This is a genomic window from Corynebacterium choanae (assembly GCF_003813965.1).
In the GTDB taxonomy this organism is placed as follows: Bacteria; Actinomycetota; Actinomycetes; order Mycobacteriales; family Mycobacteriaceae; genus Corynebacterium; species Corynebacterium choanae.
The window spans coordinates 831,637-852,397 of record NZ_CP033896.1; the positions used below are offsets into that span (position 1 = coordinate 831,637).

18 protein-coding genes, 1 tRNA gene and 1 pseudogene are annotated in these 20,761 nt (G+C 56.5%); 11 read left to right on the forward strand and 9 right to left on the reverse strand.

Features of this window, described 5'->3' with window-relative positions:
• Positions 1 to 389 precede the first annotated feature (389 nt).
• Genes rpsR through rpmB form a run of 4 tightly spaced genes read right to left on the reverse strand, consistent with a single transcriptional unit; the run spans position 390 to position 1,367 of the window.
• Entirely contained in the window at positions 390 to 638 is a 249-nt protein-coding gene (gene rpsR / locus CCHOA_RS03030; protein WP_123926713.1) for a 30S ribosomal protein S18, read from the reverse strand.
• 15 nt (positions 639 to 653) lie between these two features.
• Positions 654 to 959 (reverse strand): 30S ribosomal protein S14, encoded by a 306-nt coding sequence (rpsN, locus tag CCHOA_RS03035; protein WP_123926715.1) that lies wholly within the window; start codon positions 957 to 959, stop codon positions 654 to 656.
• A gap of 3 nt (positions 960 to 962) precedes the next feature.
• A complete protein-coding gene (gene rpmG, locus CCHOA_RS03040) occupies positions 963 to 1,127 on the reverse strand; it encodes a 50S ribosomal protein L33 (protein ID WP_006063179.1) in 165 nt (54 codons plus the stop codon).
• A gap of 3 nt (positions 1,128 to 1,130) precedes the next feature.
• Positions 1,131 to 1,367, reverse strand: a complete 237-nt coding sequence (gene rpmB, locus CCHOA_RS03045) for a 50S ribosomal protein L28 (protein ID WP_123926718.1) — start codon at positions 1,365 to 1,367, stop codon at positions 1,131 to 1,133.
• A 1,640-nt stretch (positions 1,368 to 3,007) separates the two neighbouring features.
• Between rpmB and CCHOA_RS03050 the strand changes: the two genes are divergently transcribed.
• The 6 genes from CCHOA_RS03050 to CCHOA_RS03075 all read left to right on the forward strand — a co-directional run bounded on the left by CCHOA_RS03050 (position 3,008) and on the right by CCHOA_RS03075 (position 9,388).
• The gene (locus tag CCHOA_RS03050) at positions 3,008 to 3,280 is read left to right on the forward strand and encodes a type B 50S ribosomal protein L31 (protein WP_123926721.1); all 273 of its coding nucleotides are present in this window, start codon (positions 3,008 to 3,010) and stop codon (positions 3,278 to 3,280) included.
• 69 nt (positions 3,281 to 3,349) lie between these two features.
• Positions 3,350 to 3,523, forward strand: coding sequence for a 50S ribosomal protein L32 (gene rpmF, locus CCHOA_RS03055; RefSeq protein WP_123926724.1), 174 nt, complete (start codon positions 3,350 to 3,352; stop codon positions 3,521 to 3,523).
• Between the two features lie 499 nt (positions 3,524 to 4,022).
• Positions 4,023 to 4,715: a response regulator transcription factor gene (locus CCHOA_RS03060; RefSeq protein ID WP_123926727.1), complete on the forward strand. Its 693-nt coding sequence runs from the start codon at positions 4,023 to 4,025 to the stop codon at positions 4,713 to 4,715.
• Entirely contained in the window at positions 4,715 to 6,244 is a 1,530-nt protein-coding gene (locus CCHOA_RS03065) for a HAMP domain-containing sensor histidine kinase (protein ID WP_123926730.1), read from the forward strand. Before CCHOA_RS03060 ends, CCHOA_RS03065 begins: the two co-directional genes overlap by 1 nt.
• Positions 6,245 to 7,130: 886 nt before the next feature.
• A complete protein-coding gene (locus CCHOA_RS03070) occupies positions 7,131 to 8,435 on the forward strand; it encodes a S1C family serine protease (protein ID WP_425453756.1) in 1,305 nt (434 codons plus the stop codon).
• 371 nt (positions 8,436 to 8,806) lie between these two features.
• A complete protein-coding gene (locus CCHOA_RS03075) occupies positions 8,807 to 9,388 on the forward strand; it encodes a MogA/MoaB family molybdenum cofactor biosynthesis protein (protein WP_123926733.1) in 582 nt (193 codons plus the stop codon).
• A gap of 362 nt (positions 9,389 to 9,750) precedes the next feature.
• Here the strand turns inward: CCHOA_RS03075 and CCHOA_RS03080 are convergent, their stop codons facing one another.
• Together CCHOA_RS03080 and CCHOA_RS03085 are read right to left on the reverse strand one after the other, a co-directional pair.
• Positions 9,751 to 10,473, reverse strand: coding sequence for an SAF domain-containing protein (locus CCHOA_RS03080; RefSeq protein ID WP_123926736.1), 723 nt, complete (start codon positions 10,471 to 10,473; stop codon positions 9,751 to 9,753).
• Between the two features lie 144 nt (positions 10,474 to 10,617).
• Positions 10,618 to 11,214, reverse strand: coding sequence for a 5-formyltetrahydrofolate cyclo-ligase (locus tag CCHOA_RS03085; protein WP_164472364.1), 597 nt, complete (start codon positions 11,212 to 11,214; stop codon positions 10,618 to 10,620).
• A 456-nt stretch (positions 11,215 to 11,670) separates the two neighbouring features.
• On the opposite strand from CCHOA_RS03085, the gene CCHOA_RS03090 reads away from it, so the two are divergent.
• From CCHOA_RS03090 to CCHOA_RS03110, 5 genes are all read left to right on the forward strand, one after another.
• Positions 11,671 to 12,579, forward strand: a complete 909-nt coding sequence (locus tag CCHOA_RS03090) for a UTP--glucose-1-phosphate uridylyltransferase (protein WP_123926742.1) — start codon at positions 11,671 to 11,673, stop codon at positions 12,577 to 12,579.
• A gap of 439 nt (positions 12,580 to 13,018) precedes the next feature.
• The gene (gene glp / locus CCHOA_RS03095) at positions 13,019 to 14,284 is read left to right on the forward strand and encodes a molybdotransferase-like divisome protein Glp (protein ID WP_123930712.1); all 1,266 of its coding nucleotides are present in this window, start codon (positions 13,019 to 13,021) and stop codon (positions 14,282 to 14,284) included.
• 41 nt (positions 14,285 to 14,325) lie between these two features.
• On the forward strand, positions 14,326 to 15,057 hold the full coding sequence (locus CCHOA_RS03100; protein WP_206425816.1) for a GNAT family N-acetyltransferase: 732 nt from the start codon (positions 14,326 to 14,328) through the stop codon (positions 15,055 to 15,057).
• Between the two features lie 259 nt (positions 15,058 to 15,316).
• Positions 15,317 to 16,915: a divisome protein SepX/GlpR gene (gene sepX, locus CCHOA_RS03105; RefSeq protein ID WP_123926747.1), complete on the forward strand. Its 1,599-nt coding sequence runs from the start codon at positions 15,317 to 15,319 to the stop codon at positions 16,913 to 16,915.
• Between the two features lie 189 nt (positions 16,916 to 17,104).
• Positions 17,105 to 17,180: transfer RNA gene (locus CCHOA_RS03110), tRNA-Ala, on the forward strand.
• A 112-nt stretch (positions 17,181 to 17,292) separates the two neighbouring features.
• Here CCHOA_RS03110 and CCHOA_RS03115 read toward each other — a convergent pair.
• From CCHOA_RS03115 to CCHOA_RS03125, 3 genes and pseudogenes are all read right to left on the reverse strand, one after another.
• Entirely contained in the window at positions 17,293 to 18,468 is a 1,176-nt protein-coding gene (locus CCHOA_RS03115) for an IS1249 family transposase (protein WP_123926750.1), read from the reverse strand.
• Positions 18,469 to 19,113: 645 nt separating this feature from the next.
• A pseudogene (locus CCHOA_RS03120) lies at positions 19,114 to 20,171 on the reverse strand (DUF3644 domain-containing protein).
• A gap of 179 nt (positions 20,172 to 20,350) precedes the next feature.
• A complete protein-coding gene (locus tag CCHOA_RS03125) occupies positions 20,351 to 20,536 on the reverse strand; it encodes a hypothetical protein (RefSeq protein ID WP_123926753.1) in 186 nt (61 codons plus the stop codon).
• Positions 20,537 to 20,761 lie beyond the last annotated feature (225 nt).

Sequence of the window (20,761 nt, forward strand, 5' to 3'; positions counted from 1 at the left end):
GCTTGCAGGTGGCTGCTTGGGAAAAACCATCTTCAGTACTGTTGTTGCTATGCGAACCTCTTCGCGAGGACGTCTGACCCGCGCGCCGAGAAGCAAATGGTATCGGCATCTAGTGTAACTGCGTGCGGTAGGAGAACCTACCCATAGCGGCCACCCCTGGCTACCGCCGCCTGCAGGTGAGCGGATAAAAAACCACCACCCGGTGATCTTCCTTGCTGTCGCAATGACAACCGGGAAAACACCGGGTGGTGGTTATGCTGTGTTGTGCGCCTGCGGCGCACCTTGTGCGTCGATAGCACGTTAATGCCGAACCGGCGAAAACCTTCTGCCTCACCCCTCTTAGTTCCTCACGGAAAGTGGGGAACTAGGAGGAGGTGAAGAACAGTGATTTAGCGGCTGGTGAACGGCAGGAGTGCCATCTCGCGGGCGTTCTTCACCGCGGTGGCGACCTCGCGCTGCTGCTGCGGGGTCAGACCGGTGACCCGACGAGAGCGGATCTTGTGACGGTCAGAGATGAACAGGCGAAGAGTTTCGGTGTCCTTGTAGTCCACCTTTTCAATACCCTTTGCCTTCAATGGGTTTTTCTTTGGTCGGCGGGACTGCTCCATCCGCGCCTTACGATTAGGGGTGCGCTTCATTTGGGTACTCCTCGCTTACCAGCTGGACTTACGGACACCGGGCAGTTCGCCACGGTGAGCCATCTCACGAACACGAACACGGGACAGGCCGAACTTGCGGAGGTAACCGCGCGGACGACCATCGTGGGAGTCGCGGTTGCGGACACGAACCGGGGAGGCGTCGCGTGGCTGACGGTTCAGCTCATACTGTGCATCCAGACGATCCTCGTCAGAGGTTGCCGGATTCTTGATGATTGCCTTCAGCTCATTGCGGCGTTCAGCGTAGCGAGCGACGATTTCCTTGCGCTTCTCGTTCTTGGCGATCTTCGACTTCTTGGCCATGAATTAACGCTCCTCGCGGAATTCGACGTGCTTGCGGACTACCGGATCGTACTTCTTCAGCGTGATGCGATCAGGATTATTGCGCTTATTCTTGCGGGTGACGTAGGTGTAACCGGTGCCAGCCGTAGACTTCAGCTTGATGATTGGGCGAATATCGTTACGAGCCATGTGTTACACCTTCTCTCCACGTGCGCGGATCTGAGCAACAACGGACTCGATGCCGTCGCGGTCGATGACCTTCAGACCCTTGGTAGACACGTTCAACGTGACAGTCCGGCCCTCAGAGGGCAGGTAGAACTTGCGGCGCTGTACGTTGGGATTCCAACGACGGTTGGTGCGCCGGTGCGAGTGCGAGACGGACTTGCCGAAACCCGGCTTGCGTCCCGTGACCTGGCAAATAGCCGACATAGGTTTTCTTTCTCCTAGCCGCCCAGTCAAAGTGCACAATCAACACAGCGAAACGAGGGGGTGACATCCCCCTCGGGCATACCGTGGCATTTTCTTTTCCGTACTGCGCACTGGTTGACGGCCAGTGGTGACTTGCAGCAGGGTTCACGCTTGACGGGCGTGAAAACTTGGAAGAAAACGTACTGTTCAGACAGTAGTGATTGCATGTTGGTGGGCGATAACGAATGCTTTCGACAACAGCAAGGGGCTAGCATACCGTGGAATTCCTGGTTTGCCTAATCTTGGGGTGAGTGTTGGGCACCCGAGCGTCACACAAGTACGGCTTGCTGCTTTCGCAAAGAATCATCATTTGCCCATGCAATACCGGCGAGGTTTCTTCGTATCTCGCAGATCATACTGCAATCACGCACGCGTGCCGCGTCCCGCGTTAGGCGAAGCAACCAGCGGGCAAAAAGTTAGCAACTGCTGCATGGGTGCGAACAGTACTCATGCCGGCAGGGGTTCCTTGGCTCATGCTGACAGGGGTCTGCAGTATCGGCTGATCGTCACAGTTTTGTTGTTGTGCTTGCAGTGCAGGTTGGTTGTTGTGTGGGTGTGCGAAAACCAGTAAGGATCGCTTGCCACCAAGCGCTCGCCACTGGGCAAGGGGAGCAACAAATAACCGACGGGGTTAATAGATAACCGACGGGGTTAATAGATGAGGGAACCCTTTGCCGATGGTTGGCGAAACAGGACTTATCGGCAGTCTTTTAGCAAACGGTAGAGAGCCATGTGGATTTGAGAGAGCCATGTGGATGTGAAAGTGTCACCACAGGTGCAGGAATAGATTGGGATAGTTAAGGTCTCTCCCGCACTGTGTGCTGCGCTGTGCGGGCGTGCTGGAGTGTGGCAAGTTGTGTCGTGTCGCTGCCTGATTGTGGTGGATGTGCCCGGTATGCTCTACGGGACTGCAGTGCGCAGGCGATGACAGGCTCTTCAGTGGAACAACAGGTAATTCTGGTGGAGGATTACCGCAGGCACGAGTTCGATGGTTTGATGCGGGACTCCTGGGGGGGGGAGAGATCCGCAGGTGAATCAGTGAAAGTTGAATACTTTTGTGGCTAGTGGGGAATATAGTGGCCGAACTTTGCAATTTTCGCTGCGAAGTTCTAGGCTTGTTTGGTCTAAACCGTGAGGTCACTTTGCTGTGCCCACGAAGCCGCCAGGACTACACTGCTCGCGGCAGCGTGAAGTCAGCAGGTTGATTAACGGATTCGGATGTTTCCGCTGTAGGATTCAGCGATGCAATGGTGTGGCCGCGCCCACCCTGATCTAAATGCGAGCATTTAGAAAACGTTTGGCGGGCCTCGCGTTTGAAGATGGATCCTCGAACATAACGCCGCAAACTGCTTGAAAGAGTGGATTTGAGCGTTATGCGGACTCTTCTAGCTGCTGGGTTAGCTACCCCGCGGTGAACAGTTCCTAGACGTGAAGAATTCTGCTCCACAGAAGCCGGGTGCTTGGTGGGGTGGATTTTTCGTGACTGGCGAGCACTGAACACCGCAAGACTAGTCAGCATGCTGGGATTGTTTTAGCCGAGGAGTCCGGCAGCGCGCTAGCACGCCGTACAACACACAAAGCACCTGATGTAAGGGATGAAGATGAAGAAGGATATCCACCCTGACTACCACCCGGTAGTCTTCCAGGACGCGGGCACGGGCCACCAATTCCTCACCCGTTCCACCGCGACCTCCCAGCGCACCGTGGAGTGGGAAGACGGTAACGAATACCCGCTGATCGTCGTGGACGTTACCAGCGAATCGCACCCGTTCTGGACTGGCGCACAGCGCGTTATGGACACTGCCGGTCGCGTCGAGAAGTTCCAGCGTCGTTACGGCAACCGCGCTCGTCGCGCGAAGAAGGCCGACGCCTAATAACTCCCCGTTCGTCGAATCGTTTGTTCACCACAGTTGTGGTGACACCACAAGTCCAAGGAGACAATCATGGCAGTTCCAAAGCGTCGTATGTCGCGTGCCAATACCCACCACCGTCGCTCCCAGTGGAAGGCTGACAATGTCGCCCTGCAGGAAGTCACCATCGACGGTGTTGCTCACCGGATCCCTCGCCGCCTGGTCAAGGCTGCACAGATGGGTCTCGTAGAAGTTGAGCAGTTCTAACGCTTAATTACTGGTAAACGACCGCTAGCGGGAACTACCTGTTGGTAGCCCCTATTTGCTTGCGGTCGTTTTCCGTTGATAGGGAAGTTTGCCTATCGCCTCAGCGCCGCAGTATCGCCGAAATCCACCATGCTGGATCCACAGGCGGACTGCGGTTTTTTCGCTTTCATGATTGCCTACACGGGCAATTGCGCCAGTAAAGGAAGCCGGTGGCTTTTGAAAACCCAGTGCGTCAAACTGCTGTCTGGCTATCCGCAGGGTACGAACGTTGTGCACCGGAAGCATTGTTGCTGAAAATGTCCTCAATGCAGCATAGATACCCGGTGAGGTTTTTCCCCTGAATTGGTTCAAGGGGACAATGTGGGCAACTTGGGCGTTGTACTGTTGTGACAGCAAGCTATCGCGGCCGACTTTCAGGCGCAGAGGAGGGTTTTCTTTTGTGACTGCGGCTGGTCGATAGCGATATGACCCTTACACCCAAGGTAGGAATAGAACAGTGATGAAGATTCTTGTTGTCGACGATGAACAGGCGGTGCGTGAATCGCTGCGTCGTTCACTGTCGTTTAACGGCTACGAGGTCAGCCTCGCCGAAGATGGGCAGGCTGCTTTAGAAACCATCGAACGGGAACAACCCGATCTGGTGATTCTTGACGTAATGATGCCGAAGGTAGACGGCCTAGAAGTATGCCGAAAGCTGCGTTCTACCGGTGATGATCGGCCGATTCTTATTTTGACCGCCCGGGATAGTGTGTCCGAGCGAGTTGCCGGTTTAGATGCCGGCGCCGATGATTATCTGCCGAAACCCTTCGCCCTGGAAGAGTTGCTTGCCCGGGTTCGTTCACTGCTGCGGCGGGCAGCGGCAGAAGCTATGAGCTCCGGGGTGGCGCAAGAATTAGTGTTCCAAGATTTGCGTCTGAACCCTGACACGCGTGACGTGTATCGCGGGGAACGGAATATCTCGCTGACCCGCACCGAGTTTGCGCTGCTGGAACTGTTGATGTCGAATCCGCGGCGCGTCCTGTCGAGGACCGCCATTTTGGAGGAGGTGTGGGGCTATGACTTCCCAACTTCCGGTAACGCTTTGGAAGTCTATATCGGCTATCTGCGTCGCAAGACAGAACAAGATGGCGAATCCCGGCTGATTCACACCGTCCGCGGTGTTGGATATGTGCTCCGTGAGACTGCCCCGTGATGCTGCGCCAACCAGGGCAGGCGCGCAACCCGAAAGCAGCACCTGCACCTGCCGAGTCAACGGAGCAGCAGCGCCTTGATCAATTTGTGAGCGCGAATTCCCGGCGAACCACATTGCGGTGGCGGCTGATTAATGTCACCGCCTCGATGGTGGCGTTAAGTGTGCTGCTCATTACGGTGGTGGCATATTTCAATGTCACCAATTCGCTGGCGCAAGCGGTGGATCGGTCCCTGGATGAGAAGGCGACAAGTCTGCTGAACAATGCAGCAAATCCGGCGTTTCTTGCCAATCCTGCTCGGCAGATTGCCGAGTTTAAGGTCTACAACCCGGATTTGTTGGTGTCGTATTTCCCGCCCGGATCAGTGACCCCTATCGGAGATTCCTTTCCGCTGCTCGACGAAGTAGCAGTGCTGCATGGCTCGGAAGAGATGACGATCCGATCCGATACCGATGAGCGGATCCTTGCCAAACGCAACGATCTTGACGCGGTGGTGATCCTTTCCCAAGATATGCAACAAACCCATGCGTTGATTCATTCATTGGGGATTGTGCTGCTGCTCATGGGCTCACTTGGCATGTTGGTTGCTATTGCCGCCGGTTTGGCGGTGGCGACCGCTGGGTTGCGGCCGATTCACCGGTTGCGGCAGGCATTTGAATATGTGGCCGAAACTGATGATCTGAACCCGATCGAGGTGGTCGGTGACGATGAGATCGCCGATCTTGCCCGCTCGTTTAACACCATGCTGGAAGCGTTGGCGGCCTCCCGACGCAGGCAAACCGAGTTGGTGGCTGATGCCGGTCACGAGTTGAAAACTCCGCTCACTAGTTTGCGCACCAATGTTGAGCTGTTGATGATGGTTTCCCGCGATAGTGGGAACGATATTTCGGCGCAAGACCGGGCTGATCTTGAACGTGACCTCATGGCGCAAATTGAGGAGCTATCCCAGCTTATTGGCGACCTCGTGGATTTGGCGCGAGAAGACGGCAAACAGCAGCTCGAACACAAACCAGTCGATGTCACTGAGGTGGTTGACAACGCCCTGGAGAAGGTGCGGCGTCGAAGGTCCGATGTGGAATTTACTCATCGTCTTGAGCCGTGGTTTGTAGTCGGGGACGATTTTGGGCTTGGTCGGGCATTGCTCAACCTGATGGATAATGCGGCGAAATGGTCACCCTCTCAAGGGGTGGTGCGCATTGAGATGACCCGTATTGCCCTGGATCAGATGGAGATTACGGTTGCCGACTCCGGTCCGGGTATTCCCGTGGAGGAACGGGAGAAAATCTTTGAACGGTTCTATCGCGCGTTGCCGCACCGTTCCATGCCTGGCTCTGGGCTAGGGTTGGCGATTTGTCGGCAGGTGATTGACCGTCATGGGGGAACCGTGGTGGCAAAAGAATCTGATGATGGTGGCGCGTTGATGGTGGTGACGCTGCCGGGTGCGCCGACCTTGGAACAGTTGGATGATCCACCAAAACCTAGCGGTGAGCGGCGTACCCCGCTGCAGGTGCGACCCCAATTCGGACGATAATTTTCCTCACTTCTGCTGGTGTAGCTCTAACTGCAGCAACACACCGGGTTGTGTGGGGTGTTGCGGTATCCGGCACAGGGGGAAACCGGTATTGGCGCCGCTAGTGTGTAGCCCCGGGTAGGTGCAATGTTGCTGCCACCTCCCGGGGCTGCAGCGTGTCTGGGAGGTGCTTAGGCAGTGTGTGGCTGCTCATGATCACTGGGCTGGGGTGCTGATACGCTAAGCAATCGTGCCCAGCACCAAAGGTGTTTTTGCACCGTCTGTGCCCAGGACACCGGGTTGGCGCAGGCCAACCTGTGGCACCATGGTGGTGGCCGCCGGTTCACTGATCAACCCACACAGTGATGCAGTGCAGCGTCAAACCTTGGACTACAGTGCAGCGTCAAACCTTGGGCTGCTGCGCATCGTGGTGTGGGCAGGATTGGGCGTTGCCAGGAAACTTCCAGGGTGCTGTGGGCTAGTTTTAGGCTGATACGCGCAGACATCCCAGTTTTAGCGAGCAGACTATAGCGTTATGAACGAAAACATGAACTCACATTCCACTGATCCGCAGCGTCGCGCCGACACAACCGCCGGCAACCCGCTTCCCCCATCGTCGACTAGCCCCTATCAGGGAGTGCCAGCTGATTGGCAAACACCAGTCTATGGCGCATCCGCTGGTCGCCATGATGCTGCTGATGATCACACCCAAGAATTTGCGGCAGGCGTAGTGCATCCAGTAACTCCTGCCGGGGCGCAGCCGGGAGCAAATAGCGACTATTCACCGCACCGAAACAGCAGTGCCCCGGACGGTTTTGGCACCACCTATCAGGGGTCGGCCACGCAACACCTGGCAGACTCGCAGCAGGGTGCTCACCAATTGACGGATACGCACCCTACCGGTCGCATCCCCCAGCCGTCGCCGGCACCAGCGGCCGCAGTTCACGCTTGGGGTGACGATACACAAACACTACCGCAGCATCCGTTCACCAATGAGACACATACCGGCGCATCCCCGTTGGGGGCGGCAGGAAACTATGCCGCTGCCAAGCACGGATCTGATCTGCCGCCGGCAGGGGTGGCCGTAACCACACGTAAAGCACCAAAACAGGTTGGGCTTCGCTCCGCGCTGGCAATGATGCTCGTTGGTGCGGTTGCTGCCGGCACTATCACCGGTGTTGTCGTAGGGGAGATGACCCACACCGCAAACACCCCGGTGGTGTCTTCCTTGGCGACGAATAATCAGGCCGCACTACCGGCAGCAAACAGCCACAGCGGTGACACTTCGGTCGAACAAGTCGCCGATGCTGTGTTGCCGTCAGTGGTCTCTATTCGGGTGGCGACCCGGGACGCAATCGAGGAAGGATCTGGTTCGATCATCTCCTCTGACGGGCAGATTATGACCAATAACCATGTGGTGGGGGCAGCCGGCAGCGGCAATGCTCAAATCGCTGTCACCTTAAACGATGGACGCACCTATGCGGCTGATTTTGTTGCCGGCGACGCCGAGACCGACATTGCGGTGATCAAACTGCGGGATGCCACCGACCTTCCAGTGATCCAATTCGGCGATTCTGATGCGTTAAAAGTTGGGCAGGAAGTTGTGGCGATCGGCTCACCACTTGGCCTTTCGGCAACTGTCACCAGCGGTATTGTTTCCGCGCTGCATCGTCCCGTCCGGGCTGGATCATCCCGTGGCCAATCATCGCTGATCGACGCAATCCAAACCGATGCGGCAATCAACCCTGGTAACTCGGGCGGGCCGCTGGTTGATATGCAAGGCCGGCTCGTGGGCATGAACTCGGTGATCGCCTCGAACGCTGGACCTACCGGACAAGCCGGCTCCATCGGATTGGGGTTTGCTATCCCGGCGAACTATGCCCGCCGAATCGCGCAACAACTCATCGACACCGGCCGGGTGGAACAGCCCTTGATGAAAGTCCAACTTGATCCGCGTGCCACCCTGAAAGGTGCCGTGATTGCCGAAGTTGACCCCACCGGGCCTGCCGGTGAAGCCGGTGTGCAACCCGGTGAAGTTGTGGTCAAGGTTGACGATCGGGTCATTGACTCCACAGATGCACTCATTGCCGCGGTGCGATCCCACGACTTCGGTGACACCATTGTGCTGTCGCTGATCAACCCTGACACCGGTGAAGGCAGGGAAGTGTCTGTGACCCTCACCAAGGAAAACTCCTCCGATAATCCGGCCTAAGTGGCAGAGGGTTGCAACCAGCCGGCAACAAACAATAATTCCCGGCAAAGGCGACAATCAGATGATCCCAGCTGATTGTCGCCTTTTTGCTGTGCGCAGTTGCGCACCGTTGCTGCCACTTCCGCGATGGCTGCAGCTTTTGGTGATGGTTGCTGCCTGCGCACCAGATGTGCCGCATCAGACGACTTGTCCTAGCCACACCGCGTGGAATGCGGTAGGTGGTGCGAAACCAGGCCACAGAATTCCGCGTTCGTTAGTCACAGTGTGAGACGGTCGCATACACTTGCAAGCAACACCATCCGCGTTTTGAAGAATCATCCAATCCGGACGTGATCAGTACATGCTCAGCGCGAAGTGAAGGGATCAACACCATGGACATCGCCACGAATGCACGGCAGCTTGATTTAAATATTGGCGAACCGGATGCGGAATTTTTAAAAGCCCAAGAACAACAACAGCACCAGGTTGCCCCCACCCCTTCGGTCACACCGCGGCGCGCCATGGTTGTGCTGGTCAACGACGGGGTGCTTGTCCACGGCGATGATACACCCCGCCTGGTTACCGAACTCCTTCAAGAAGACAATTTTATTGTTGACGCGGTGGTGCGGGTAGACAGCAAAAAACGGGCAATCCGCCAAGCAATCGAAACCGCTGTGGTTGGGGGTGCTGATCTTGTCCTCACAATTGGCGGCACCGGCGTGGGGCCGCGGGATAAAACCCCTGACGCAACCCGGGCGGTACTCGATAAAATCATTCCCGGGATCGGGCAGGCGATACGTTCCTCCGGATTGGGCTGTGGCGCGATCGATGCTTGCTGCTCCCGGGGAATCGCTGGGGTGTCAGGGTCGACTGTGATCGTCAACCTTGCCTCGTCACGGGCTGCAATTCGCGACGGCATGGCCACCTTAGGTCCGCTCGTGCATCACACCGTCGACCAGTTGCAACAGTGGTAGCCCGAAAACGGCGGCGGGCAATCCGGCCGTGTGACAGCCCAAACTATGATCCCACCGCTGATCGAGACAGCTATCTTGTCCCACCCACCACGCCACGCATGGACCAGCACCAGGCTGACTTGCAGCACACCGCTAGACAGATGCCGGCGACTGCCGGTTCAGCGGAAACACCTCATGCAAGCAGATCCAAGGCTTGCCCATCCGGCAAAGGATCAGCTGACACGACCGCGGGCGGAGTGGGTTTTTCCGAGGAATTTTGGCTTGAACAGCTGCCCCCTCATTGGGGAAGCTACCGCAATCGTTAACCCTCAAGGGACATAGGTCGGGAAAACCCCTGAAATCACACACCCTACACAGGGGCATTACTGCTGGTCTTTCGGGGTGGCCTGTGACTGCACATCAGGTGCACCATGGGCACGCGGCCCGGTCACTAGCACCCCGAGTGGGCCTTCCACGTTCGCTGCCGCAATCGCCTGCGCCGCCGGCGCGTCAGCAACCACCACCGCAACCCCTTCCCGATTCGCTGTAGGCGACTGTTGCGCCAACAACACCCGAACTGCTGTGGCAATCACCGTCCCTGGCTGACTTGCCCCCACCCCAGTCACCACGGTCACCGTATCCCCGTGCTGCAGCAAACCGGTAACACCATCAGCCGAAAGCACAATCGGTACCATCGTCGGGGACTGCCAAGCAGGATCATGCAGCGCATTGACTGCCTCCATTCCCACCAGTCTGGTTTCCACAGGAATCTCCCGCGGTTGAAAAGCGGTCGCCGCAATTCGCCCCACCACCGCTGACTTTTGTCGAAATGCACCCGCCGGAACAAACGCCGGTGGCACCGGGGTAAGGGTGACCTGGTCTTCCTCGATTGTCTCCCCGGCGCGAATCGCCTCAGCCACCACCACTATTGCCGGATCAGTGTGTGTGACACGCGAAAACCACATCACCATTGAAATCACCACAAGAACTACGGCAAATAATCGCCGCACCGCCCGGCGGCGACGCCAAGAAGGCTGCAACACAAACAACACAACACGCCCAAGTGGCGTATCCGGTGACACAGAAGCAGGAAAAGACCAGTGCATAGCCTGTTAGTCTGAACGTGGGATACCACCGGTTCCCCAGCAAAAACCAGTCCCACATCCGCGGGAACCGTCCTCCATAGTCCGTGGTGTTCCAAATGCGCTGCAGTGCACTTGTTGGCTACAGAGTCGCCGTAGACAGAAACTCTAGGATTTCGTGAAAATATTCTGCGGGGTCACCACCACATCGACTGTAGCGTCATGTGAAGCTTGCGGCAGCGTCGGCAGTAACTCCTCGCTAAATACTGCCGCCACCGTGGTTACTGCAGCATCCAGCGCCACCAATGTGCGATCGTAGTAGCCCCCACCCCGGCCTAGTCGACCGCCAGCAGCAGTCGCCGCCAACGCAGGAACCAGCAACACTGTGCTGTGATCATGCAATCGTTCCGGGCAGATCGCAGGATGCTCAGGTGAAGGTTCCCGCAAACCATGCGCCCCAATAATCAGCTCGTCCGGCGATGTCACATAACAAAAATCCAGATGATGGTCTTCCCGACAGCGCGGCACAATCAGGGGACGCTCACCAAGCAGCAGTGCAAACCAATCCGCACCAGGTTCTTCCCTAGTAGGAACATACGCCCCAATAGCAGCACCCGGAGGCGCATACTGTGCCAACACGGTTTGGATATTCCCCCACAGCGCTTCTTGCTCTTGCCGATGTGCACCAAGTGCAGCGTTCACCCGCCGCTGCTGTAACAGCCGTCGGCGAAGACGCCATTTCTCATCGTCAAGACCAGTGATCATGTCAGCATTGTAGACAACCGCGGCGCACCAGGAATAGCAGTGCGTCACTTGTCGCGGGAAGCGCCTTGCTAAACCAGGTGGGGTGGAGCGAATGTGCGGTCGGTAGTGTTGGGTACACATCGGCGGTTGCAGAGTTCCTCCTCCATATCATCTGCTGCCCGGGGGGTCGATCCTGGATGTGGTTGCGCCTATTCTTGCAGCAGAAACCTGACAACGCCCTTGACCGGTGCAGTAACAGCCACAGACGGGAAACGGGAGTGTCATACCAACGGCAACGGCAACACGTTGCTGCACTAGGTTGCCGGTGGTGTGTGGTGATGCGTGCTTACTGTGCAGTTTTACTTCAGGAGTGCTGTGAGAACGGGTGTCCCCAGTCGGGTAAGGCAACCAACAATATTCCCGGTTGCGGATAAGGCAACCGGAACGATAAAAAACAGCAGTGTAGAGTTTTCAACTATGTCTCAAACGCGCGAAGTTTCTTGTCCGGTTCGCACGGTCATCGTGCCAGCAGCTGGCCTTGGTACCCGTTTTCTTCCGGCGACTAAATCCGTCCCTAAAGAACTCCTACCTGTTGTTGACACACCCGGTATTGAACTGATCGCGGAAGAAGCATCCGCCCTTGGGGCAAGTCGGCTAGCGATTGTGACCGCCGCCCGCAAAGCCGGTGTGTTGGGCTATTTCCATACCGACGAACAGCTCGAACATGCCCTGGAAAACAAAGGCGATAGTGCAACGCTTGCCCGGGTGCGGCGGGCGGCAAGCCTCGTCGAACCGGTGGCGATTATGCAAGACGAACCGTTAGGGCTTGGCCACGCTGTGGGGTTGGCTGAAGCAGTCCTCGACGATGATGAAGACGTCGTCGCCGTCATGCTGCCTGATGATCTTGTTTTGCCAATGGGAGTAATGGAGACCATGGCGCAGGTGCGTCGCGAATATGGCGGCAGTGTGCTGTGCGCTTTCGACGTCCCCCGCGATGAAGTGTCGAACTATGGCGTATTTGAAATTGCCGAAACAGACACCGGTTCGGTGAAACGAGTGCTGGGCATGGTTGAAAAACCGGTCGTAGAAGATGCACCATCGACGTTTGTGGCGGCAGGACGCTACCTTCTGGATCGTCAGATTTTTACAGCACTGAAAGAAATCACCCCTGGCAAAGGTGGGGAACTGCAGCTCACCGACGCAATTGAGCTGCTTATTGAGCAAGGTCATCCGGTGCACATTGTCGTGCACGATGGAAGCCGCCACGATCTGGGCAATCCTGGCGGATTCATTCGGGCTTGTGTGGATTTCGGTTTACAGCACCCTGACTATCAGCTAGGTTTGCGTCGCTATTTACGGCAACGACTCGCAGAAGAAAACGACTAACAACAAACACCTGCCTGGTTTTCTTATCGGTTGCGGCAAGTGCAGCGGCTAGCCGGCGGCACACTTCACCGTGGCAACCGTCTGCACATGGCGTTGCCCATTAAGCTAGGGGCATCAATCTCATCCAGCACAACTCCCCCGATCGGATCTCCTTGCCGTCGAAGGCTTGGGGGCTGACCGTCTTGCCTGCGGTGTGATTGGGGTGCAAGCAAGCTTGCGCAATGATGGTTCAGCCAACTTTCTGCCAAGCCGTGGCTTGGCAACCGTGTGTTGCTGCTGGTAGCTGCGAATAATCTTCGGTGGTGTGCCAGTGAAGACTGCACGGGTCAGTTAATGATCCACACGGCCACATGGCGAGCCCTGAGAGTGTTCCTGGTGCAGAGGGCGGCGCAAGAGAAAGAAGTTGGCGAAGCAACAACAGAAAGTGGGTGCACAGCAGATGCGCAGTGTTGATCATCAACGCGAACTGATTCGCCATGCGGTAGTCAATCCGGAACCTGTCCGCAGAGCGATCGGATCGGCACTTGGTCTGCTCTGCGCGGAAGAAGTTGTCGCCACCCGGCCGATGCCAGTGTTTACCCAGGCGGCGATTGACGGCTATGCGGTGCGGGCGGTGGATGTTGGTGGGGAACGCCCCCTGGCGGAAAACCCCACCGAACCAGTGGATCCGCAAACCGTGTCGCTGCCTGTTGTTGGCCAGGTTGCTGCTGGTTCAAGGGAACCGTTACGGCTTGCCCCAAAACAGGCAATCCGGGTAGCAACCGGTGCCCCGCTGCCAGCATTAGCTGATGCCGTGCTGCCGCTGGCTTGGTCTGATCAAGGCGTGCAGCGGGTCACCCCGACGCAACCGGTGAAAAGCGGGGAGTTTATTCGCCGGGTCGGTGACGATATTCAACCAGGGGATGTGGCGGTATCGGCGGGAAGCCTCATCGGTCCGGCGCAAATCGGGCTGCTTGCTGCTGTCGGGCGGTCGAAAGTGTTGGTGTATCCACGTCCACGGGTCACGATTTGTTCCGTTGGTCGGGAGCTTATTGACATTGATCGCACACCTGGTCTTGGGCAAATTCTTGACGTCAACTCGTATGCGCTTGCCGCGGCTGCCCAGGAAGCTGGCGCGGAAGTGTTTCGGCTAGGCATTGCTGCCGGTGAACCGGATCGGCTCAAAGAGATGCTGCTGGCTGCGGCACAAAACAGTGAAGTGATTGTGCTTGCCGGTGCTGTCGGTGGGGAAGGAGCAATTCAAATCCAGCAGGTGATTGCCGAAATCGGCAACCTTGACACCACCCGGGTGGCGATGCACCCAGGATCTGTGCAAGGTATCGGCATGATCACCAAGCCGCGGGTTCCCGTCTTTTTGCTCCCGAGTAACCCGGTGTCGGCACTGGTGGTGTTTGAAGTGTTTGTCCGCCCGCTGATCCGGCTAGCGTTAGGCAAACGCAACGCAGAGCGGCGTATTGTGCAAGCCCGCACCGTGACAGCGATCGATTCCCAGCCGGGGCGGCGCGGCTATCTGCGGGCCAGGCTTATGCGTGATGCCCAAACCGGTGACTATCTGGTGGAATGCCTGTCAGGGGTGGATGGTGCGCCAGCTCATCTGCTTGCCGGGATGGGGGAAGCCAACGCTCTCATCCGAATTCCGGAAGAGGTGACTAGTGTGAAACCGGGCGAAGAGGTGGACGTGTTATTTATTACTGAAGCCTGGTAGTTTGCCGACGGAGTAACTGGTGCAAGCTAGGAAGTTCGAAAGTGTGGGGTTGTGCTGTGGGATTATTTGGGCAATGGTTTTCCCGGCTGATTCCCCGGGCTGAGCATGTTGCTGGACGGATCGGGCCGGTTACTACTTCAACCGGCGATGTGATCAGTCTGCGGCCGCTGGCACTCAGTGACGCGAATTGGTGGTGCAGCACCCGGTTGCGGGAAGAACACCGCCTCCGCCCAGTTGAGCCGACCGCCCCGCAAGGTTGGGTTGCGGCACACACACCCCGGGCATTCTATGACCGTTTCGTTGCGGTACAGGCTGCGCGCCGGGATGGAATATGTAACGCACTAGTAATTGAACAAAACGGCACACCGGTCGGCGAGGTCACGCTCGGCGGTATTGAACGGGGTGCATTGCAGCGCTGTTGGATCGGCTATTGGGTGGCTGAACATGCTACTGGTTGTCATGTGGCAACGATCGCGGTAGCACTCGCGACCGATATTGCATTTCACCAGCTTGGGCTGCATCGCGTCACCGCAACCTATTTAGAGAACAATCCTGCCTCTGGGCGGGTGCTCACCCGGAACGGGTATCGGGAGGAAGGCTTCTTAGTCGCCAATATTCACATTAACGGCCAGTGGGAGGATCATTTTCTGATGGCGCTTACTGCCGACGAATTCGACACCACGGCGATTGCTCGCCTCCAGGAGGCGGGGATAGTCCTTCCCGGCGTGCCGTCACCGGGCGATGACGAAGAAACCGTTACAGTGGATCAATAATCTGTATCTGTCGTCTATAGCAGTAGGTTGTGCTTGTCGCGCAAGAGCGGGTGCATCGGGTATCGCATCACCGGTGCCGTCATGCACGGCTGGGGTCGTGTCGGGATACACCGCTAGTTGGGCACTTGTTGGCTCGGTTCGCCGTTGGATAGGTGGCGCTGCCGCTGCCGACGATATTGATGCAGCTTGCTTGCAAGCGAAAACCCTACTGTTTCGACACCGCAATAGTTTGTTGACCAGCAACCCAGGAGGATCCACTATGACCGGCACCATTGTTATCGGGCTCATCATTGTGTTGTGGATTTTCGTCCTCGCCCCGTTGGCGCTGCGCAGTCAACGGCCAGTGACCCGCACCGGCGATGCTCTGGAAGGTGCCACAATCGTTGTTGATGGTGGACAAACGACCTTGGCAACACCACGTCGGCCACGACTCCAGCAGGGGCAACCGCTACGCCGGTCAGCAGTAGACGCCACAACAGATTTAGACCTTGTCGACGGGGAACTTGTCGCGGCAGAGACCGCACCGTCTGCGACCCACGCCACCCACCAGACTGCCGCATCTACCTCCGCTGCAGCAACGAGCGACGATGACGTCTACCAGGCGCAGGGACGGGTACCGTTTGCGCGCCTATTCCGGCGCCGCAACGCAACCAGCGACGAAGCAGCCTATGTCGATACTGAGCTTGTTACACCTGACGAAGACACAGCCGATCCAAGTGACGTGGAACGGCTCGACGATCCAGCCGCAGCCCGGAAACGACTCGACGCGTTCACCGCGGAAAACCTTGACGACCTCAGTCAGCCTGACTTCCATCCACACGCCTTCCACGAAGATGGCCACACCTATAAGCTGGAGGAAAGCTATCTCACCCCGGCAGATTTGTTCCATCCCCGGGCACAATACGACACCGAAGTAGATGAGACCACCGCTCCAGCAGATACTGCAAGTACCGTTGCCGACAGTGCGGCAGCCAGTGCAACAGCACCGGTAAACCCACAAGATGCGGCAGATAGCCCCGGGGAGAAAACAGCTGCAGCAGAGGACAGTCCAGTACTTACCTTGGTAAACAGCAGCGTTGACGATGATGCTGCTGCTGCAAGCAACGATAACGACGACAATGCAGATGTCGCAGATGCAGATGTCGCAGAGACATCTGAAGAAGCGACCGCAGCGCTTGCGAACGCCGATACAGACACGCCCTCCGCGGTGCACGACGCGCATCGTGGTAAGGACACTGCAGTGTCGACAGCACCGGCAACTGTTGCCGACGACAGCGAAACTGACAGTGCACAGGGCGATCGATCCACCGCAGCACAATGGGGATTACGGGCCGAACCGGTCGACCTCACCGAGGAAGATTATGCATTCGCGGCACGCCGTCGCGGCCGCGGCACCTTCGACCCGGAGGCAGAAGCCGCCCGCAATGCGCTCATCTACAAGCGCCGCCAGCAAATGCTGATTGGACTCGTTACCTCGACGGTACTCGCACTATTGGTAGCGATCATCGCCGGCGGCTGGTGGTGGAGCCTGCCCGCAGCAGTAGTCGTGCTGACGATCAGTTACCTATTCGCTTTGCGGCGTACCGCCCGAGTAGAACACGCCAGATTACAACGTCGAATTGAACAAATTCGCCGTGCCCGACTCGGGGTGCGTGCGGCGGCACCCGAATATGCCGACCTCCCGGATCGACTCCGCCGCCCCGGTGCAATCGTCGTGGAAACAGACGACGAACATCCCGATTTTTACCAGCTTCCCACCATGCAAGCCCCCTGGGCTGAAGAGCAGGACGAAACTACCGACAACCAGGTTGCACCGGTGGTAGATATGCATCGCTGGCAAGAACGCCAAGTAAGCTAGCCCTCCAGGTTTTTGGTGTTGACTCCTACACTTGTGTTGCCCGCCGATGGCGGGACAACACCTATTTCAGCCACGAAAACTGTGGGCAACCGTCCTATTTGGTGGTCTATTCACGGCGGAGTAACATAACCACTCGTGCACAGATTTCGTGCCAATTGGAGAATTCGCGCCGGGTTCGGCGCCCATATTGGGGCTATAGCGCAGTTGGTAGCGCGCCTCGTTCGCATCGAGGAGGTCACGGGTTCGATTCCCGTTAGCTCCACCAACTAGATGCTGGTTTGGATACAATCCGAGCCAGCATCTTTTTTCATGCCCGAGGGAGGGTTTTCGGGTTAAGGGACAAAATGTGTGTCTGGGGGTGGGGGTGGCTGTGGGGGTTAGATCGTTCCTTTTCTGATCCCGATGGAGTGCGTGTACTCGATGTCGATATGATTGTCGTACAGCGCGGGGCGTCCGGTTTGATGGTTTGCTTCGTTGTTGTTGACTGGGGTGAGGGTTTCTACTTTAGCGAGTGAGTCTTTGCCCCAGTTTTGTTGTTTCGCGATGATGTGGGGATCAAGCGGATCTCGGGTGCGAAAGTGGAGCCACCAGTCGATATTGGTTCGTTGACGTTCTCCTTTTCTACCGTGGTGTTGTCTGGCGATGAGTTTTAAAGGCCCGTTGATACCGCCTTCGAGGCAGTTGGTTGTGGAGGCGAACGCCTCAGGGTTCTTCGCGCTGGGATGGGGAGTGAGGTAAGCGAAGAGTTTGCCGTCTTTTGCCAGGTGGTAGAGCCTGTAGAACGCGCGTCGGGCGCGTTGATGGGTGAAGACTTTTTTCTTTTTCCCGGTGAGGGGGTCGGTGATGGTGGTTTTTTCGTTCATCCAGCTGTTGCAGTCTTGTTTGCATTGGTGGAGGTAGTCGATCCATTGGTCGGCTTGTTCACGGGTTGTGATGCGGGTGAGCTGGAGTGCGAGTTGGTAGATGATGGTGCCTTGGGGTGTGCGGGGTCGGCTGGTGATATCGCGTCGTGTGTTGCGTTGGACGTGTACGAGACAGCGTTGGATAGGGGTCTGTGGCCAGCATGAGGTCATCGCTGTGTAGGCGCCGTTTCCGCCGTCAATGACTGCCATAAGTGGCGGGGTGATATCACGGATGAGTTGTGTGTAGTCGTAGGTGGTTTCTTGCTTGCACCAGCGCCAGGCAAGGACGTAGTCACGGGTTGCTGCGATGAGGAGACAGCCGCCGTTGAGGTAGGTTCCGTCGAGAAAGATTTGATCGTAGACGGGGTGGTTGTGTGGTTGGGGCACGCTGATCAGCCACAGTGGCTGGAAGTGGCGGTGAACTGTTTTCGGGGATGTGCCACGAGCAGCGGCGATGTCGGCGATGCTTTTATTGCTCGTCAGGTGGGAGATGAACTCATTCATCCAGGTTCGAGCGGTGATATCGGGCCGGGTTTTACTTGTAGAGGCACCGCAGTGGATACAACGCCATCGTGTGGTGCCTTTTGTTGTTGTGCCGTTTTTCTTTGTGGGGTTACCGCAGATACTGCAGCGGGGACGATTGGTTGACATAACCCTGAAGCCAACAGGATCCATACCATGGGGTGGTGGTGCCGTCAAGGGTTATGGAGAAAAAAGAGGGGAATAAGCTTTCTAGGCTTATTATTTTGTTGTCATTGCTGTTCAGGTGGTAGAAATCGGCGGTTTGAGACACACTTTTTGACCCTTAAGCCGGGTTTTCCCTTCTAAACGCAGGGGGTTGCGGGGGAGTGGAGTGGTGGGTGAGAGCGTTATAGCAGTGGCTTTGTGGGGCGTTTGGGGGGCCGTGGCGAGAGATCGGAAGCCGGATTTGGTAGATGCTCAGGGCAGCCGTCAAAAGGTTTGGTTGTAGCGTCAAAAGGTTCAGCCGGTGGCGTCGAAAAATTCTATTTATCAGGACTGCTAAGACCCAGTCGATAGAGTATGCGGGGAAGCATTGCTCCGCTCAGACGATACTCGATAACACACTGGGTGCATTTGCCCTGGCGACGTGAGTTTCCCGCGATAGCAAGCCAAATCTCTTTTCGCCCCTGTTTCCGTGCCTCGACTGTTGGTCGGGGTTTTCGTGTTTTCGGGCAGCCTTTCGCGGGTTGTGGCGGGGCTGCCGGACCGTGGTTGCGCCCAGTTATTGCTGCGCGAGTGGGGGCATCAAAAGATATGGGCAGGCGTCAAAAGGTGCTAATTGTCAGTCTCGTCTTCTTTGAGGAACGGTTCCTTACCCAAGAACGTCGTATATCCTTCCTCAGTACAAATCGCATCCACAATCTTGTCGAGCAGTTTTGGTGTATAAACAAATTGTTTGAATGCTGGAGAATAGAGACAAAACGTATCTGAGTTGGGCAGACCCTTCCTTTCTCCAGATTTTGCAGGGCCAAGTCCCCACTTTTTCCTCAGTTGTGTGAAATCGTTTAACATAAACCTAAAGGGGATACGCGCCTCCACTTCCTGTGCGATCTTTTTCGGGAGCATTTCGTCTCCATGCACAACGTTGCGGTACTTTTCAGCAATAATTACGCTTCTGTCCCCACCTAAGAGTTCAAGTTTTTCCTCTTCGTTTAAGTCGTGGGTGTTAACAAAAGTTAAAGCCATGTCAGCGCGAGTTTTGGGGCCTTTGACTGGTATGAGCGCAAGACGATAAGAAAATTTTTCATCGCTTGTCACTTCATCAGGGAGCTCGGCGATGAACTCGCTTATATAGTTTAGGGTGGCGCTGGGGATGCCGCGCCTCATCTCAGCCATAAAGTCATACTCGGCAGGTTGCAACGAATGAATAAAGATCGGAATCTTCAGTTCGCTCCCTAAAGTAAAATCGTTTCCAAAACGTCGTATGAGTTCATACTCGTAGTTAATGATGCATGCATGAGCCTCAGGTGCAGTGACCACTAGTCGGTTGTCTTCAAAATTGTGTTCAATCCTGTTGTGTAGCCCAATGAAGAATTCCAGATTCTGTCTGATGGGGCTGTTCTGGGTGTATTGCTCTTTTAGGCAACGGTTCAGATCCCATGTTTTTCGTGATCCGTCGGCATTCTTCTGATAGTGTCGATTTTTTGATAGTAAATCTGGCGGTCATTTTTCATTCGCGAGGCAAGAAGAAGGTTTTGCCATGCAAGATGCAGGTGGACTATGAAATCACTGTTACTGCGACGGTCTCCAGGGCGATTGTAAAAATCGATCGCAACCAAGGCCTGACGGCGAGATTCTTCAAGAAGACGACGCCATTTAGGAAGTCCGGGCATTTATTGAACCTCCGAGTTGATGGTGAATAGTTCGCACCGGCTGGTGTCTGCGTTGAGCGAGTCACGGGCGCTATCGAGATACGCGTCGAACTCATCGCGTAGCCGGTTACGCTCGATGCGGTATTGATCATCAGCCTCGTCGGCTTTGCGTCGCCACTGCCGGGCTTCCTGTTTGTTTTTTATTCTTGAGCGGTGCTGCTGGCTTTGCAGGCTGCTTTGATAGCAGTGGCTTTTTTGGCCTGGTATTCACGGATTTGCGCATCGAATGTGGCTTTGAGATCCAGACGGGCAGCCTCAATGAGGGCTTCTTGTTGCAGGAAGAAACTGGCGTTACGTTCCTGCACGTCAACCCCTAGCTCATCCATCTGCGCATCAAGGACATCTGCGAACCCGCGCAGGTCTACATGGGAGGCCGTGACGTTGACGCATTGCGGTCCAGCAGATCCCTGATCTGCTACTGGCCCATGTGGGCGCCGTCATCGAAGAACCCTGCGGTGAGCAGATAGGACTCTCGTAGAGCCTGTTTACCAGCCTTCATGCTGAAGGCAGCTTTTTTGATTCGTAGTCTGCCGCTCTTGTTGCGTAGGCGT